Annotated in this window: 15 protein-coding genes and 1 pseudogene; 9 read left to right on the top strand and 7 right to left on the bottom strand. The window is 34.2% G+C overall.

Going from position 1 to position 16,108, the window contains the following annotated elements:
• The 4 genes from ACH2BV_RS08725 to ACH2BV_RS08710 all read right to left on the bottom strand — a co-directional run.
• Positions 1-350 (bottom strand): MCP four helix bundle domain-containing protein (locus ACH2BV_RS08725; protein WP_395050340.1); only part of this gene is annotated, 350 nt, incomplete at its 3' end.
• Positions 347-928, bottom strand: coding sequence for a chemotaxis protein CheB (locus tag ACH2BV_RS08720; protein WP_395050339.1), 582 nt, complete (start codon positions 926-928; stop codon positions 347-349). The genes ACH2BV_RS08720 and ACH2BV_RS08725, both read right to left, overlap by 4 nt.
• Positions 929-930: 2 nt before the next feature.
• Entirely contained in the window at positions 931-1,755 is an 825-nt protein-coding gene (locus ACH2BV_RS08715; protein WP_395050338.1) for a CheR family methyltransferase, read from the bottom strand.
• A 227-nt stretch (positions 1,756-1,982) separates the two neighbouring features.
• The gene (locus ACH2BV_RS08710) at positions 1,983-2,450 is read right to left on the bottom strand and encodes an Lrp/AsnC family transcriptional regulator (RefSeq protein WP_395050337.1); all 468 of its coding nucleotides are present in this window, start codon (positions 2,448-2,450) and stop codon (positions 1,983-1,985) included.
• A 176-nt stretch (positions 2,451-2,626) separates the two neighbouring features.
• Here ACH2BV_RS08710 and ACH2BV_RS08705 point away from each other — a divergent pair, with 176 nt between their 5' ends.
• The 6 genes from ACH2BV_RS08705 to ACH2BV_RS08680 all read left to right on the top strand — a co-directional run bounded on the left by ACH2BV_RS08705 (position 2,627) and on the right by ACH2BV_RS08680 (position 10,337).
• Entirely contained in the window at positions 2,627-3,880 is a 1,254-nt protein-coding gene (locus ACH2BV_RS08705; protein WP_395050336.1) for a Glu/Leu/Phe/Val dehydrogenase dimerization domain-containing protein, read from the top strand.
• Positions 3,881-3,897: 17 nt separating this feature from the next.
• Positions 3,898-5,064 carry a homogentisate 1,2-dioxygenase gene (locus ACH2BV_RS08700; RefSeq protein ID WP_395050335.1) on the top strand — a complete coding sequence of 389 codons (1,167 nt, stop codon included), beginning with the start codon at positions 3,898-3,900 and terminating at the stop codon, positions 5,062-5,064.
• An 18-nt stretch (positions 5,065-5,082) separates the two neighbouring features.
• Entirely contained in the window at positions 5,083-6,243 is a 1,161-nt protein-coding gene (gene hppD / locus ACH2BV_RS08695) for a 4-hydroxyphenylpyruvate dioxygenase (protein WP_395050334.1), read from the top strand.
• An 18-nt stretch (positions 6,244-6,261) separates the two neighbouring features.
• Positions 6,262-8,031, top strand: coding sequence for an aromatic amino acid hydroxylase (locus tag ACH2BV_RS08690; RefSeq protein ID WP_395050333.1), 1,770 nt, complete (start codon positions 6,262-6,264; stop codon positions 8,029-8,031).
• 72 nt (positions 8,032-8,103) lie between these two features.
• A complete protein-coding gene (fahA, locus tag ACH2BV_RS08685; protein WP_395050332.1) occupies positions 8,104-9,339 on the top strand; it encodes a fumarylacetoacetase in 1,236 nt (411 codons plus the stop codon).
• A gap of 101 nt (positions 9,340-9,440) precedes the next feature.
• On the top strand, positions 9,441-10,337 hold the full coding sequence (locus tag ACH2BV_RS08680; RefSeq protein WP_395050331.1) for a flavin reductase family protein: 897 nt from the start codon (positions 9,441-9,443) through the stop codon (positions 10,335-10,337).
• Positions 10,338-10,417: 80 nt separating this feature from the next.
• On the opposite strand, the gene carB is transcribed toward ACH2BV_RS08680, so the two are convergent.
• Positions 10,418-13,270, bottom strand: coding sequence for a carbamoyl-phosphate synthase large subunit (gene carB, locus ACH2BV_RS08675; RefSeq protein ID WP_395050330.1), 2,853 nt, complete (start codon positions 13,268-13,270; stop codon positions 10,418-10,420).
• A 155-nt stretch (positions 13,271-13,425) separates the two neighbouring features.
• Positions 13,426-13,587, bottom strand: a complete 162-nt coding sequence (gene rpmH / locus ACH2BV_RS08670) for a 50S ribosomal protein L34 (RefSeq protein WP_007136275.1) — start codon at positions 13,585-13,587, stop codon at positions 13,426-13,428.
• 163 nt (positions 13,588-13,750) lie between these two features.
• On the opposite strand from rpmH, the gene ACH2BV_RS08665 reads away from it, so the two are divergent.
• Positions 13,751-14,266 carry a DUF2892 domain-containing protein gene (locus tag ACH2BV_RS08665; RefSeq protein ID WP_395050329.1) on the top strand — a complete coding sequence of 172 codons (516 nt, stop codon included), beginning with the start codon at positions 13,751-13,753 and terminating at the stop codon, positions 14,264-14,266.
• Positions 14,267-14,380: 114 nt separating this feature from the next.
• Positions 14,381-14,734, top strand: a pseudogene (locus ACH2BV_RS08660) (DUF2892 domain-containing protein); the annotation flags it as partial.
• 131 nt (positions 14,735-14,865) lie between these two features.
• On the opposite strand, the gene ACH2BV_RS08655 reads toward ACH2BV_RS08660, so the two are convergent.
• Positions 14,866-15,522 carry an alpha/beta hydrolase gene (locus ACH2BV_RS08655; protein WP_395050328.1) on the bottom strand — a complete coding sequence of 219 codons (657 nt, stop codon included), beginning with the start codon at positions 15,520-15,522 and terminating at the stop codon, positions 14,866-14,868.
• A gap of 116 nt (positions 15,523-15,638) precedes the next feature.
• On the opposite strand from ACH2BV_RS08655, the gene ACH2BV_RS08650 reads away from it, so the two are divergent.
• A partial coding sequence (locus ACH2BV_RS08650; RefSeq protein ID WP_395050327.1) for a pirin family protein occupies positions 15,639-16,108 on the top strand: 470 nt, incomplete at its 3' end.

The raw sequence follows: 16,108 nt of genomic DNA, 5'->3' as shown, positions 1-16,108 counted from the left end.
GTGGTTTCAAATTCTTTCAGAATGACTTTTCCTTTATCATCAACCAATTCCTTCAACTCTTTTGTTTTTTTATCAATAGTTTCTATTTCACGATAAATTCTATCTTTAAAATAGTCCTTTTGAGAAAGATCTTTAATCAGAATAATATTCTTTTCATGGCGGGCAGCTTCCAGCATAGCAATCATTATTTCATTGGAAAGATTTACTTTTTTTGAATATACGGCTACAATGTTTTGCATTTGATCATTGGATTCGGACAATTTTTTGGTCATAAAAAACAATAAGGAAATAAGTAACATTAAAATAATAATGTAACCTCCAAATAATTTACTCTTGATTGTGAAGTTCATAAGGAATGTTGTTTTTGGTTATCAATTTTTATTAGCAACTTAATTATTTCCTCCAACGATAAAATGAAATCCATCGGAACGACGGCAATTGCAGAAGCAGGCATATAAGCCGATTCTGCAGTTTTTGGATCTTGTGCGATGGTTAAACCTCCAAATTCTTTTATTTTTTTTAAGCCCAAGCTTCCATCAGAACTGGATCCTGTGAGTATTACACCTATCAATTTGTCTTTATAAACATCGGCAGCCGATTCAAACAATACATCTATAGAAGGTCTTGCGTAATTTACGCGTTCATCTACGGAAAGAGAAAGTGTTTTATCTCTCTCTATCATCAAATGATAATTAGGCGGAGCGATGTAAACTTTTCCATTTTCAATTTTTTCTTTTTCATCTGCTTCTTTTATAGACACATTGCTTTGGTTATTTAAAAGTTTTATCAATTGGCTATCAGACCGTGCGCCCATATGCTGCACTATAATAATTGGAGTATTGAAATTCTTCGGTAAAAGAGAGAATATGACTTTCATAGCGTTCATTCCTCCGGAAGAAACTCCAATTACAATTGCTTCATACTTCATTTTTAATATTTCTTTTTGAATATTCGTTGTTTTTTATCCAGCTCTGTATATTGATCATGTAAATCTGTAAACCGGATGCTTTCTTTGGATCCCAAACATAAAACACCACCATTAATCAGGCTATTAAAAAAAATCTTTTGCACCTTATTTTGTAAATTTGCATCAAAATAAATCAGCACATTTCTGCATAATACCAGGTGAACTTCTGCAAATACACTATCTGTAACCAAATTGTGATTTGCCCATACAATGTTCTTTTTCAAAGATTGATTCATGATAACGTTATCATAATTGGAACTATAATAACTCGAAAAAGATTCAGCTCCTCCTGACAATTGATAATTAGCAGTATATTCCTTTATCATTGAATTAGAAAAAATTCCTTCTTTTGCCTGATTCAAGGCCTTTTGGTTGAAATCAGTAGCATAAATTGTAGTTCTGTCATACAAGCCTTCTTCCTGCATAATAATAGCCATTGAATAGGCTTCTTGACCCGTTGAACAGCCAGCATGCCATATTTTTATGAACGGATAGGTTTTCAAAATAGGTATTACATTTTCTCGTAATGACTTATAAAATCCAGGGTCGCGAAACATTTCGGTTACTGTTATTGATAAGTCCTGTAAAAAGTTGGCTGCAAATATTTTATCATTCAGAATTTTAAATTGCATTTGAGAAATATCCTCTAATCCCGACATCACCATCCTGCTTGTAATCCTGCGCCTAATGTGGGCTTGAGAATACTGCCTGAAATCATAACCGTATTTCTGAAAAACAGCTTCCAATAACGATGTAATTTCAAATTCAGGCGAGTCTTTATTTCTCATATTTCATTTTAAAATAATTTTATAGAAAATAAAATTAAACATCTTACTTTTGATAAGTATTACATAATTTAATGAAAAACTTACATAATTCACATATTATTTATTTGATTAAAAGAGTTCAGATATATAGAAATCAGACAGTACTAGCGTTGAGATACTAGATGGCAATTGAAGAAGTATTGCATTATTATGCTATACCATTTCTGGGTGGATTGGAGAATATTGCTTTATTTTAATTTAATTTTTGTAGAGTTTTTGGCTTCAGAAAGTGCAATATGACTTTGTACATTTCCAAGATTTGACAACAATGAAAGTTTTGTTAAAATGAAAGTCTCATAACTCTCTATATCTTCTACCAATACTTTTATTAAAAAATCAAAATTTCCGGTAATTCTATAACATTCTATAACCTCGGGAAATTCCTTAACCTCTTTAACGAATTTTTCTAAATAACTTCGGGTATGTTCTTTTAAAGTTAAATTAATAAATATCACTTGTTTCAGACCCAGTTTACGTTCGTTTAATAAAGCTACATATTTTTTTATGAAACCGTTTTTTTCTAATTTTTTTATTCTTTCAAAAACAGGTGTTGCTGAAAGCTTTAAAATTTCTGACATTCTTTTTATAGTAATGCGTCCATCTTCTTGCAACAAATCAAGAATTTGAATATCAATAGCGTCTAATTGTGTGTTCATTTTTGAGAAATAAATATTTATTTTCACAAATTTACGAAACTAATTTAGAATAATATTCTATTAAAATACATTTTTAAAGAATAAAATACCAAAAATGAATATTATATACAGCATTATGTTCCAAATGTATTCTTGTTCATTTAAGTTTGTTTGCCTGTATAACTAAAAATAAACATATGTCGAACCTAATTGAAATTTTCGAACGTAGTTCGCCAGAAATTGTTTTTGAATGGACTGATAAAGAAACTGAAGCCAAAGGATGGGTTGTTATAAATTCATTAAGAGGAGGCGCAGCTGGAGGTGGCACTAGAATGCGTAAAGGATTAAATCGAGACGAGGTGGTTTCCTTAGCAAAAACTATGGAGATAAAATTTACGGTTTCTGGTCCTCAAATAGGAGGAGCAAAATCGGGTATTAATTTTGATCCCCACGATCCAAGAAAGCAAGGCGTTTTAAAAAGATGGTTTAAAGCCATTCTTCCATTGTTAAAAAATTACTATGGGACTGGTGGCGATTTGAATGTAGATGAATTGCATGAAGTTATTCCTATGACAAAAAGTTTCGGATTAGCACATCCCCAAGAAGGTATTGTAAATGGGTATTTTAATATTGAAAGAGGGCAAAATCAAAATAAAATAGAACGATTGCAATACGGGGTTTCTAAAATAGTCACTGACAAAAAATATATTCCTTCTGGAATTGTTATCTATAAAATTGCAGATTTAATTACGGGATATGGGGTTGCCGAAGCGATTAAACATTATTATACTATTTGGGGAGGTTCTATTAAAGGCAAAAGAGCCATTATACAAGGTTGGGGAAATGTAGGTGCCGCAGCAGGTTTTTATTTAGCAAAATATGGTGTTAAAATTGTTGGAATTCTTAATCACAATGGAGGTTTTGTAAATACTGAAGGATTTAATTTGGAAGAAATACAACATTTGTTATCAAAAAAAGCTAATTTAGAGTCAGAATTGTCTTTTCTTTCTTATGAAGAAGCAATGAAAAAGACCTGGTCAATTGGCGCAGAAATTTTTATTCCTGCAGCTGGATCCAGAATGGTTGAAAAATCGCAAATGGACACTTTGATTAAAAACGGATTAGAAGTTGTCAGCTGTGGAGCCAATGTGCCGTTTAATGACAAAGAAATCTTTATGGGACCTATTTTATCCGAAATAGATAGTAAAGTATCCATTATTCCAGATTTTATAGCCAATTGCGGTATGGCTCGAGTTTTCTCCTATTTAATGGAAAATGAAGGAGAAATAACAGATGAAATTTTATTTGAAGACACCTCCAATATTATTAAAGGAGCGCTATTAAAAACCTTTGAGCTAAGTCCAAATGGTCTTAATCTAACTGAAAATTCGCTAAATTTAGCGATACAAAAATTACAAAATAAGGATGAAAAGCTAATTACCCAATTTTAACTTTAATAAAGAAAATTATGCCATTCTATCAAAAACTTGGGAATACCCCTGAAAAAAAACATACAATTTTTAAAAGTGAGAAAGGAGATTTCTATTATGAAGAACTTTTTGGCACTATCGGTTTTGACGGTATGTCGTCATTGCTATATCATACACAGCGCCCTACTCAAGTAAAGGATATATTAAAATCGTATGATGTTGCTCCAAAAATTGCGGTGGAAAAAAACATGAAATCTTTGAGTCTACATGGTTTTAATATTACGCCAATTGATGATTTTTTAGAAAGCAGAAAAATCATTTTGGCAAATAGTGATTGTTATATTGTTTTAGCCGCCCCAAAAAAATCATTGAGAGATTATTTCTATAAAAACACCGATTCAGACGAAGTTATTTTTGTTCATAAAGGCACTGGTAAATTAAGAACTCATTTAGGGAATATCGATTTTAAATATGGCGATTATATTGTTATTCCTCGAGGAATCATTTATCAAATAGATTTTGACACGGAAGATAATAGACTCTTTATTGTAGAATCTAAAAGTCCTGTGTACACTCCAAAAAGATATCGCAATTGGTTTGGTCAGCTTTTAGAACATGCTCCTTACTGTGAGCGCGATTTACATCCACCTTTCGAACTAGAAACCCACAATGAAATAGGTGATTTTATAATCAAAGTAAAAAAACAGGATACAATTCACGAATATGTTTATGCAGCGCATCCCTTTAGTGTAGTTGGCTGGGATGGATATAATTTTCCGTATAAATTTTCTATTCATGATTTTGAACCAATAACCGGAAGAATCCATCAACCACCACCAGTACACCAAACTTTTGAGACAAATGCATTTGTAATATGTTCTTTTGTCCCACGATTATATGATTATCATCCAAATGCTATTCCGGCACCCTACCATCATAGCAATATAGATTCTGATGAAGTTTTGTACTATGTAGCGGGTGATTTTATGAGTAGAAATAATGTAGAAAAAGGTCAAATCACGTTGCATCCTGCTGGCATACCACACGGTCCTCACCCTGGAACTATGGAAAAAAGCATTGGCAAAAAGGAAACACAGGAATTAGCGGTAATGGTAGATACATTTAAACCTTTAATGGTTACCGAAGAAGCGATGAAAATTGCCGATGAAACCTATTACCAATCATGGCTAGACAACAATAATTAAAGAATAAAAACTAAGTCAATGGCAGATATCAAAAATTTAAAAGATTTACAAAACACAGAATACGGACTTAAAAAACTGTTTTCAGACGCGGAAGACTTTCTTCCTTTATTAGGTACGGATTATGTTGAGTTATATGTAGGCAACGCAAAGCAAAGTGCCCACTTTTATAAAACCGCTTTTGGGTTTCAATCCTATGCGTATGCCGGTTTAGAAACAGGACTCAAAGACCGTGTTTCTTATGTTTTAAAACAGGATAAAATAATACTTGTTTTAACAACTCCACTAGGAAAAGACGGGATCATTAATGAGCATATCAATACCCATGGCGACGGGGTTAAAGTAATAGCACTATGGGTTGATGATGCTACTAAAGCATTTGAAGAAACGACTAAAAGAGGAGCAAAACCTTTTATGGAGCCTACAAAAGAAGCTGATGAAAATGGGTATGTAATTCGATCCGGAATTTATACTTACGGAGAAACAGTTCATATTTTTGTAGAACGAAAAAATTATAATGGCTTGTTTTTACCTGGTTATAAAAAATGGGAATCTCATTACAATCCAGAACCTATAGGGCTAAAATTTATAGACCACATGGTTGGGAATGTAGGCTGGGGCGAAATGAATACTTGGTGTAAATTTTATGATGAAGTTATGGGATTTGCCCAAATTATTTCTTTTACCGATGATGATATTTCTACAGAATATACCGCTTTAATGAGCAAGGTGATGAGTAACGGAAATGGCAGAATTAAGTTCCCTATAAATGAACCCGCCAAGGGTAAGAAAAAATCCCAGATCGAAGAATATTTAGATTTTTATGGTGGCTCAGGAGTCCAGCACATTGCTGTTGCGACGGATGATATTGTAGCTACAGTTTCCGCAATGAGAGATCGAGGAGTAGAATTTTTATATGTTCCCGACGAATATTATGATGATTTAATTGAACGTGTGGGAGCCATTGATGAAAATGTCGAAACATTAAAAGAACACGGAATATTGATTGATCGTGATGAAGAAGGCTATCTGTTGCAATTGTTTACAAAGCCAGTTGTCGATCGCCCAACTATGTTTTTTGAAGTAATTCAAAGAAAAGGGGCACAATCTTTTGGAGTAGGAAATTTCAAATCTTTATTTGAAGCAATTGAAAGAGAACAACAAAACAGAGGTACACTATAAATTTTATAAAGGCTGAAAATGGAAACGGATGAAAGTCAAGAATTGAATTGGAATACTATAATAAAAAGATTGCCTAAGCACTTACACAAGTTTATTGTAAAACAACCTTACGAGCAATATACCGCCCAGAATCAAGCAGTCTGGCGTTATGTAATGCGCTTAAACACCAACTATTTACCAAAAGTGGCACATAGTTATTATCTTGAAGGGATCAACAAAACAGGTATTTCTATAGACCGAATTCCAGAAATGGAAGGAATGAATAGAATCCTTAAAGAAATTGGTTGGGCCGCAGTTTCAGTAGATGGTTTTATCCCTCCAAATGCGTTTATGGAGTTTCAAGCTTATAATGTTCTAGTAATCGCCTCCGATATTCGCACCATAGATCATATTGCTTATACACCAGCTCCAGATATTATTCATGAAGCTGCGGGACATGCTCCAATTATTGCAAATCCAGAATATGCAGAATATTTAAGACGTTTTGGCGAAATTGGCAGTAAAGCTATTTCTTCATCCAAAGATTATGAAATCTATGAAGCCGTTAGAAAAGTATCTATTTTAAAAGAGGACCCTAATACCGAAGAAAAAGAAATAGACGAAGCCCTAAAAGTTTTAAATGACATTCAAAACAATATGGGGAAATTGTCAGAAATGGCCCAAATAAGAAATCTACATTGGTGGACCGTTGAATATGGATTAATTGGCGAGTTAACTAATCCAAGAATTTATGGTGCAGGATTATTGTCTTCCATTGGAGAAAGCGAATTGTGTTTAAAAGAAGGTGTAGTAAAATTACCTTTTACCATAGACGCTGCAAATGTAAGTTTTGATATCACCAAACAGCAACCGCAGCTTTTTGTAACACCCGATTTTGCGTATTTAAGTTATGTATTGGAGAAATTTGCCAATAAAATGGCTTTGAGAACAGGAGGTCTTTCTGGAGTTGAAAAATTGATTCAATCTAAAAACATAGGCACGATAGAACTTAGTACAGGAATTCAAATCTCTGGAATGTTTTCAAATGTTATAAGTAATGAGGGAAAAGCTATTTACATCCAGACAAAAGGAGAAAGCGCATTAGCTTCAAGAGACAAAGAACTAATTGGACACGGAACAAATTATCACGCAGCTGGTTTTGGAAGTCCCATTGGAAAATTAGAAGGAATCAATTTGGCAATTGAAGATATGTCGCCCCGTGATTTGGAAATTTACGGCATTTATGAAGGAAAACGAACTACCCTAATGTTCGAAGGCGGGGTGAAAGTTGAAGGCCATATTATTACAGGAAAACGAGACTTAAGAGGGAAAATAATGCTTATATCTTTCCAAGATTGTACTGTTTCCCATAATACTAAAATTCTCTTTAAACCAGAATGGGGTATTTATGATATGGCAATTGGAAAAGAAATTATTTCGGCCTATGCAGGTCCTGCGGATGTAGAATCGTTTCATGATTTAAATAAAGTTTCCACCGTGAAAACCCATAAAATAAAATATTCAGAATCAGAATTAAACTTGCATAAACATTATCAAGAAGTAAGAGATATGCGAGAGAATAAAACTGTCAATTTTGACTTATTATCCAAAATAATAAAAGAGTTAAAAGATAAATACTCCAAAGATTGGCTTTTGCCTTTAGAAATTTATGAGTTAGTTTATACTTTTAATGACACTCTAAAAGAAGTTGTTTACAATCATTTAACAAAGTTGAAATCAGACAAAAATTACAACAAATTGATTTCTGATGGAATGCAATTAGTTACTAAACAAGAATTAATAATGTGATTAGAATCCAAAAAAGGGAACTATTTGAAATCACTTTTGACGAATTTCTAAACATAAATAAAATACAAACGTATGAAAACTTGGATTTCAATACCAAATCAATCCGATTTTACAATATATAATATTCCTTTCGGAATTTACTCCACTCATTCTACAAAACCAAGAGTTTGCATTGCCATTGGCAATCAAATTTTAGACTTGGTGGCTGCTCGAAAACTGGGTATATTTAAGGGATTAAAGATCAAAAAGAGTGTATTAAAAAATGCGTTTTTGAATGACTTTATTGCTTTAGGAAAAGAGAAAACAACAAAAGTTCGTGAAATTATTCAAAAGGAATTATGTGACGAAAATTCTATACTTAGAAATAATGAAAAGGTGTTTGCATTGCAAAGCGAGGTTCAAATGCATTTACCAGTTTCTATTGGGGATTACACCGATTTTTATTCAAGCATAGAGCATGCGACAAATGTAGGCATGATGTTTCGTGATCCAGATAATGCACTTTTACCCAATTGGAAACATTTACCCGTGGGATATCACGGGAGAGCATCCTCTATTATAGTAAGTGGCGAAAACATTCACAGACCTATGGGTCAAGTCTTGCCCCCTAATTCAGATTCTCCGGTATATAAAGCATCTTCTCGTGTAGACTTTGAATTAGAAATGGGCTTTATTATTGGTCAGAACACCAATCTAGGAGAAAAAATTAACACCGCTAACGCTGAGAACTATATTTTTGGACAAGTATTGTTTAACGATTGGTCAGCAAGAGATATTCAAAAATGGGAATACGTTCCGCTAGGTCCTTTTTTGGCAAAAAACTTTGGATCTTCTATGTCACCTTGGGTGGTAACTATGGAAGCTTTAGCACCTTTTAAAGTCCAAGGACCGGAACAAGACCCAAAAGTATTGCCTTATTTAGAGTACGATGGATTAAAAAATTATTATATTAAATTAGAAGTAGCCATTCAACCAAAGGACAATCCTGAAACGATAGTGTCGCATTCTAATTTTAAATATATGTATTGGAATATGTCCCAGCAATTAGCCCATCATACCAGTAATGGCTGCAATATAAAAATAGGCGACGTAATGGCTTCTGGAACTATAAGTGGGAAAGAACCCAATAGTTATGGTTCTATGTTAGAACTCAGCTGGGGAGGACAAAAACCAATAACACTAAAAAACGGCGAAAAAAGAACTTTTATTGAAGATTTTGACACCGTTATAATGAGAGGCTATTCCGAAAAGGGTGCTATCAGAGTTGGTTTTGGCGAAGTCAGATCTCAGCTATTACCAGCATTATAATTAATTTTAAATGAAACACCTACCACAATATCTCCTAAGCATACAGTGAAATGATTATAGGTGCTCCATCTGACAGATGAAAAACAAATAAATATAGGCAGATGAAAGAAACAACTACAACAATAGACCCAAATTCAATTTCGACAACGGAGTTACATCAAATATTATTGACAGCCGTTGCTCCAAGACCAATTGCATTAGCAAGTACCGTGGATAAAAATGGAAATGTGAATTTGAGTCCCTTTAGTTTTTTTAATGTTTTTAGCGCAAACCCTCCCATCCTGATTTTTTCACCTGCAAGAAGAGCAAAAGACAATACAACAAAGCACACTTACGAAAACATAAAAGAAGTCAAAGAGGTTGTTATCAATATTGTGAATTTTGCAATGGTGGAACAAATGTCACTTTCGAGTACGGAGTATGGCAAAGAGGTCAATGAATTTATAAAATCTGGATTTACACCAATTGCTTCAGAGAAAATAACACCGCCAAGAGTTGCTGAAGCACCAATTTCGTTTGAATGTATCGTTGACGATGTTATCGAATTAGGTACGGAAGGCGGAGCCGGTAATTTAATTATTTCTAGAGTGGTAAACATTCATATTAGAGATGAATACAAAGGAAACGACGGAAAATTGGATACTGAAAAACTGGATTTGGTAGCACGTATGGGAGGAAATTGGTATACCAGAGCGGCTAAAGATTCCTTATTTGAAATTCCAAAACCCATTTATAGTAAGGGAATTGGAGTGGATACTTTGCCAATGCATGCCAAAAACAGTTCCATTTTAACGGGAAATGATTTGGGAAGATTAGGAAATATGGCCGAGAAACCTTCTCTTGAATCAATTGAAAAATGCAAAAAAATACAAGAAGTTGATGATGCTTTAGCAACTCCTAATTTAGAAGATAGCTACAAAAAACTACATAGTATTGTAAAAAAACATCTGGAGGATTCTAATTTAGAAGAAGCTTTAAGCATCTTGTTTTGCCTCTAATGTTCCGCTACAAAACGGCAAATTTACTGTACAAAAAAAGCCTCTAAAAACGGGGCTTTTTCAATATATAAAACTCAAGCTTATTTGCTCAAATACATTTTTCTTCTGGAGTACAATTCATAAAACTGGTCGTCTTTCAAATCGTCAATAAACAAGATGCTTTCTCCTGTGGATTTCATTTCTGGTCCTAACGCTTTGTTCACATTATGAAACTTGCTGAAAGAGAAAACCGGTTGCTTAATCGCGTATCCCTTTAACTGCGGATTAAATTTGAAATCCGTAACTTTATTAACACCCAACATTACTTTAGTGGCATAATTCACATACGGTTCACCATACGCTTTTGAAATAAAGGGTACTGTTCTAGATGCTCGAGGATTTGCCTCGATAATATAAACAATATCGTCTTTAACCGCAAACTGTATGTTGATTAAACCAACAGTTCTCAAAGCCAAGGCAATATTCTTGGTGTGGTCTTTAATCTGTGTCATCACAAATTCGCCCAAATTAAATGGTGGCAAAGTGGCGTTACTATCCCCAGAGTGCACTCCACAAGGCTCGATGTGTTCCATTATTCCGATGATGTACACATTTTCACCATCGCAAATGGCATCGGCTTCGGCTTCGATTGCACCATCTAAATAATGATCCAAAAGCAATTTATTTCCTGGAATCGTTTTCAATAAATTGATAACGTGTTCTTCTAATTCTTGTTTGTTAATCACGATTTTCATTCCTTGACCACCCAAAACATAAGAAGGACGAATCAATAAAGGAAAATCCAAAGTATCTGCCAAAGCAGAAGCTTCGTCAGCTGTTTCTGCAATTCCAAACTGTGGAAAAGGAATTTTCAATTCGGATAAAAGTTCCGAGAATCTTCCTCTGTCTTCGGCTAAATCCAAAGCGTCGAAGCTGGTTCCTATAATTTTAATTCCATATTTCGCTAATTTTTCAGCAATTTTCAAAGCCGTTTGTCCGCCCAATTGCACGATGACACCTTCCGGTTTTTCGTGTTGGATAATGTCGTAAATATGTTCCCAAAATACTGGCTCGAAATATAATTTATCTGCAGTATCAAAATCGGTCGAAACCGTTTCAGGATTACAGTTGATCATTATGGTTTCATAGCCACATTCTTTGGCTGCCAAAACACCGTGAACACAAGAATAATCAAATTCGATTCCTTGTCCAATTCGGTTTGGACCTGAACCCAAAACAATTATTTTTTTCTTTTTAGTTACGATACTTTCGTTATGAACGTAGCGTTCTCCATTTGCTTTTTCGATTTCGGCTTCAAAAGTCGAGTAATAATAAGGAGTTAAAGCCTTGAACTCAGCGGCGCAAGTATCAACTAATTTAAATACACGATTGATGTTCTTCGACATACGCAAAGCATGAATTTGGCTTTCCAGACAACCCAACATATGAGCAATTTGTCTGTCGGCAAAACCTTTTTGTTTCGCTTCCAAAAGCAATTCTCTTGGTAAAGTTTCTAATTTGAAGTTGGAAATTTCCTTCTCCAAGCTGTATAATTCCTCGTATTGTTTCAGGAACCACATATCGATTTTGGTAATTTCGTGAATGCGACTCAATGGAATTCCCAAAGCAATAGCATCATAAATTACGAAAACACGATCCCAACTTGCGAAAGTCAGTTTCTCGATGATTTGTTCGTAATTTTTATATCCTTTTCCGTCAGCTCCTAGCCCATTTCTTTTGATTTCCAAAGATTGTGTGGCTTTGTGCAAGGCTTCTTGGAACGAACGTCCAATTCCCATTACTTCACCTACAGATTTCATTTGAAGTCCTAAAGTTCTGTCGGCACCTTCAAATTTATCGAAGTTCCAACGTGGTATTTTTACAATCACATAATCCAAAGTCGGTTCAAAAAGAGCCGAAGTTGATTTTGTGATTTGGTTTTGTAATTCATCAAGATTGTAACCCAAAGCCAGTTTTGAAGCAATTTTTGCAATAGGATAACCTGTTGCTTTTGATGCCAAAGCCGAAGAACGAGATACACGCGGATTGATTTCAATCGCTACGATATCCTCTTTTTCATCAGGCGAAACGGCAAACTGCACGTTACAACCTCCAGCAAAATTTCCAATACTACGCATCATCAAGATAGCATAATCACGCATTTTTTGGAAAGTAGTATCAGACAATGTCATTGCTGGCGCAACAGTAATAGAATCTCCGGTATGAATTCCCATTGGATCCATATTTTCAATAGAACAGATAATAACTACGTTATCGTTTTTATCTCTCAACAACTCCAATTCATATTCTTTCCAACCCATCAAAGCCTTATCAATCAATACTTCGTGAATAGGCGAAGCTTCTAGACCTCGAGTCAAAAGTTCGTTGAAATCTTCTTTTTTATACACAATAGCTGCTCCGGTTCCTCCCAAAGTAAAGGATGGACGAATAACCAACGGAAAACCAAATTCCTGTGCAATTTCTTTTCCACGAAGGTAAGAAGTACAGATTTCTGCTGGTGCAGATGGCACACCAATTTTCTTTAGCAATTGTTTAAACTGCTCTCTGTCTTCGGTAATGTTGATGGCATTGACATCAACACCAATTAATTTCACTCCAAAATCTGCCCAAATCCCTTTTTCGTCAGCTTCTAAACACAAGTTTAAAGCGGTTTGTCCTCCCATTGTAGGCAAAACAGCATCGATTTGCGGATGTGCTTTTAGGATTTCAATAATGGATTTAGTAGTCAATGGTTTCAAATAAATATGATCCGCCATTGATGGGTCAGTCATAATCGTTGCTGGATTCGAGTTAATCAGGATCACTTCAATTCCCTCTTCAAGAATGGAACGCGCCGATTGGGAACCAGCATAATCAAATTCGCAAGCTTGACCTATAACTATTGGTCCTGAACCTATTATTAAAACCGATTTTATGGAGTTGTCTTTTGGCATTGTGTAGTTAGTTTGTTGTTTTAATATTGCTCATAGTTCCTAATTTTTAGTTAAGTCTGTAACATTAAATCCTGAACTTGAAACTTTTTTAACGATAAGGTATAAAAAAAGGCGATACTAAAAAAAGTAACGCCTTTATGATGTTTATAGAAACATTATTTTTTATGTCTTGGTTCGCAAGAAACAGTCAATTTGTGTCTTCCTTTGGCTCTACGACGAGCTAGGACTTTTCTTCCATTTGCAGAAGCCATTCTGTCCATAAATCCGTGCTTATTTCTTCTTTTTCTTTTCGATGGTTGAAACGTTCTTTTGCTCATTGCTTTGTATCTTTATAAATGTATTTACGATGTCTATCAGTTTTGAATAATCGTTACTCTAAAACCGAGTGCAAATATACAAAGACTTTTATTTCTGGCAAGTGGTTTTATAATTTTTTTTTTAATTCCTTTTGCTATCTTTGCTGATATAAATTTACACACTATGTTTCACAAAAATATCAAACTTATTCTCGCCGGACTTATTGTAGCTGCTGCTGTTTGGCAATTTACCGAATCTAATATTGGCAATGGAATCTTCCTTATATTATTGACTGCAATTCCTATTTTTCTTTATTTCAAAAACGAATTTATTTTATTGGCTTTCCTAAAATTAAGAAAACAAGATTTTGAAGGTGCCAAAAAATGGTTGGCTTATATCAAAAAACCAGAAACGGCTTTGGTTAGAAAACAACAAGGATATTTTAATTATCTGCACGGAATTATGCTTTCGCAAACGAATATCAATCAAGCCGAAAAATATTTCAAAAAAGCAATCGAATTGGGATTATCAATGGATATGGATTTGGCTGTTGCCAAATTAAATCTCGCTGGAGTTGCAATGACTCGAAGAAGAAAACTGGAAGCGACCAATCTTTTAAATGAAGCAAGAAAATTGGACAAACAAAATATGCTGACCGATCAGATTAAAATGATGAAGGAGCAAATGAAGAAAATATAATTTCAAGAAAGGCGGTTAGAAAAACTCTAATCGCTTTTTTTATTAAAGACTAACTATTCAGAAACAACCTTCTTAACAATACTTGCTTGATTTGTAGTGACTTTTATTAAGTAAATTTCACTTGGTAATCAAGATTTTGAAAGTGCCATAAAATGGTTGTCTTTCATCAAAATTCTCAAAACGGATTTAGTCAGAAAACAAAAAGTATACTTCAATTATTTGAACGGAATTATACTTTCGCAAACAAACATCAATCATCCGAAAAATATTTTAAGAAAGCAATCGAGTTGGGATTTTTCAATGGATATGGATTTGGCTGTTGCTAAATTAAATCTAGCCGGAGTTGCAATGACCCGAAGAAGAAAACTGGAAGCGACCAATCTTTTAAATGAAGCAAGAAAATTGGACAAACAAAATATGCTGACCGATCAGATCAAAATGATGAAGGAGCAAATGAAGAAAATTTAGCTTTTTTCTCAATCTTTTCCAAGATTAAAATCAGCCACGAATTACACTAATTTCCACTAATTAAATTTGTGAAAATTCGTGACCCGAGACCAAAGGTCGAACTGGCGAAGCAAATTCGTGGCAAGTTTTTTTTATTCCAAAATAATTTTGGGAAGATTTTCATTAAACCACTTAAATTTATTCAAAATCATTACGTGGGTTCCGCCTTTTACGACAATGCAATTTTGAATGTATTTTATCGGGAAAACATCATCAGTATCACCGTGAATGTGAATTACATTTTCATCCACAACGGTTCTATCCCACAAAATCACTTGCTCCACCGCCCAATCTAAATAGCGTTTGTCTCTGATGCGAAGGAATTTCTCATACAATTTGAGTCGTTGGTTTATCTTGGTCCCAAATGAAAACTTAGTCAGACTCTCAACATTGGCAATCAAATTCGTCGGAATCAGTTTATAAGCTTTGGTGGTTTTTGCCACTTTCATTCTTCTTGGAAATTCCAAATTAGTTTTGACACTCGAAATAATAATTACTTTTCTGGCATCAACAAATCGTGCCATTTCCTGAACCAAAATTCCACCAAAAGAAACACCAATCAAAACCGGATTTGGATGAATAATCTTCTTTGTAATTCGCCTTGCATATTCCGCTAAATTCTCATTGTCCAAAGGAATTTCCCATTCTAAAAGAACAATTTCAAAGACATCGTCTGGAAGAACAATTCTTTCAAAAATGGAAGAACTTGCTGCTAATCCTGGCATCAAATAAACGGGTATTTTACTCATCTTTGGATTTTAAACTATTTTACAACAGAATTCCGACATATTATTCCGAATTTTGCATAAAATTAATTTTTTTATTGAAACCACCTTAGATTCCAACTTTATATTATCAAAATATTATGACAACAAAACTATTTGAAGCAAAATTAAGAGGTAAGGCTGATTTTGGTTGGCTTAAAGCCAATTTCTCCTTTTCATTTGGAAATTATTTCAATCCTGAACGTGTTCAATTTGGAATGTTACGTGTTTTAAATGACGATACTATTGATGGTGGAACTGGTTTTGGCACACATGCGCACGATAATATGGAGATCATCACCATTCCGCTTGAAGGAGGTTTGAAACATCATGACAGTATGGGCAACGAAGGTGTTATCCGTTTTGGAGAAGTACAAGTAATGAGTGCCGGGACAGGAATTCAACATTCAGAGATGAATGCGAGCCAAACAGACCATGCAAAAACATTACAGCTATGGGTATTTCCTGACAAGCAAGACGTAAAACCAAGATACGAACAGAAATCGTTTGATATTGAAAATCAAATCAATACCTTTGTAAACATTGTTTCTCCAAAAGATAAAAATGATGG

This window comes from Flavobacterium sp., from assembly GCF_043780635.1.
Lineage (GTDB): Bacteria > Bacteroidota > Bacteroidia > Flavobacteriales > Flavobacteriaceae > Flavobacterium.
The sequence above is the reverse complement of the archived record's forward strand: the minus strand, read 5'-3'. Positions and strand labels throughout refer to the sequence as shown.

Coding starts and splice junctions, on each gene's coding strand:
- ACH2BV_RS08720 (WP_395050339.1), bottom strand. CDS start 928: ATGAAGTATGAAGCAATTGTAATTGGAGTTTCTTCCGGAGGAATGAAC.
- ACH2BV_RS08715 (WP_395050338.1), bottom strand. CDS start 1,755: ATGAGAAATAAAGACTCGCCTGAATTTGAAATTACATCGTTATTGGAA.
- ACH2BV_RS08710 (WP_395050337.1), bottom strand. CDS start 2,450: ATGAACACACAATTAGACGCTATTGATATTCAAATTCTTGATTTGTTG.
- ACH2BV_RS08705 (WP_395050336.1), top strand. CDS start 2,627: ATGTCGAACCTAATTGAAATTTTCGAACGTAGTTCGCCAGAAATTGTT.
- ACH2BV_RS08700 (WP_395050335.1), top strand. CDS start 3,898: ATGCCATTCTATCAAAAACTTGGGAATACCCCTGAAAAAAAACATACA.
- hppD (WP_395050334.1), top strand. CDS start 5,083: ATGGCAGATATCAAAAATTTAAAAGATTTACAAAACACAGAATACGGA.
- ACH2BV_RS08690 (WP_395050333.1), top strand. CDS start 6,262: ATGGAAACGGATGAAAGTCAAGAATTGAATTGGAATACTATAATAAAA.
- fahA (WP_395050332.1), top strand. CDS start 8,104: ATGAAAACTTGGATTTCAATACCAAATCAATCCGATTTTACAATATAT.
- ACH2BV_RS08680 (WP_395050331.1), top strand. CDS start 9,441: ATGAAAGAAACAACTACAACAATAGACCCAAATTCAATTTCGACAACG.
- carB (WP_395050330.1), bottom strand. CDS start 13,270: ATGCCAAAAGACAACTCCATAAAATCGGTTTTAATAATAGGTTCAGGA.
- rpmH (WP_007136275.1), bottom strand. CDS start 13,587: ATGAGCAAAAGAACGTTTCAACCATCGAAAAGAAAAAGAAGAAATAAG.
- ACH2BV_RS08665 (WP_395050329.1), top strand. CDS start 13,751: ATGTTTCACAAAAATATCAAACTTATTCTCGCCGGACTTATTGTAGCT.
- ACH2BV_RS08655 (WP_395050328.1), bottom strand. CDS start 15,522: ATGAGTAAAATACCCGTTTATTTGATGCCAGGATTAGCAGCAAGTTCT.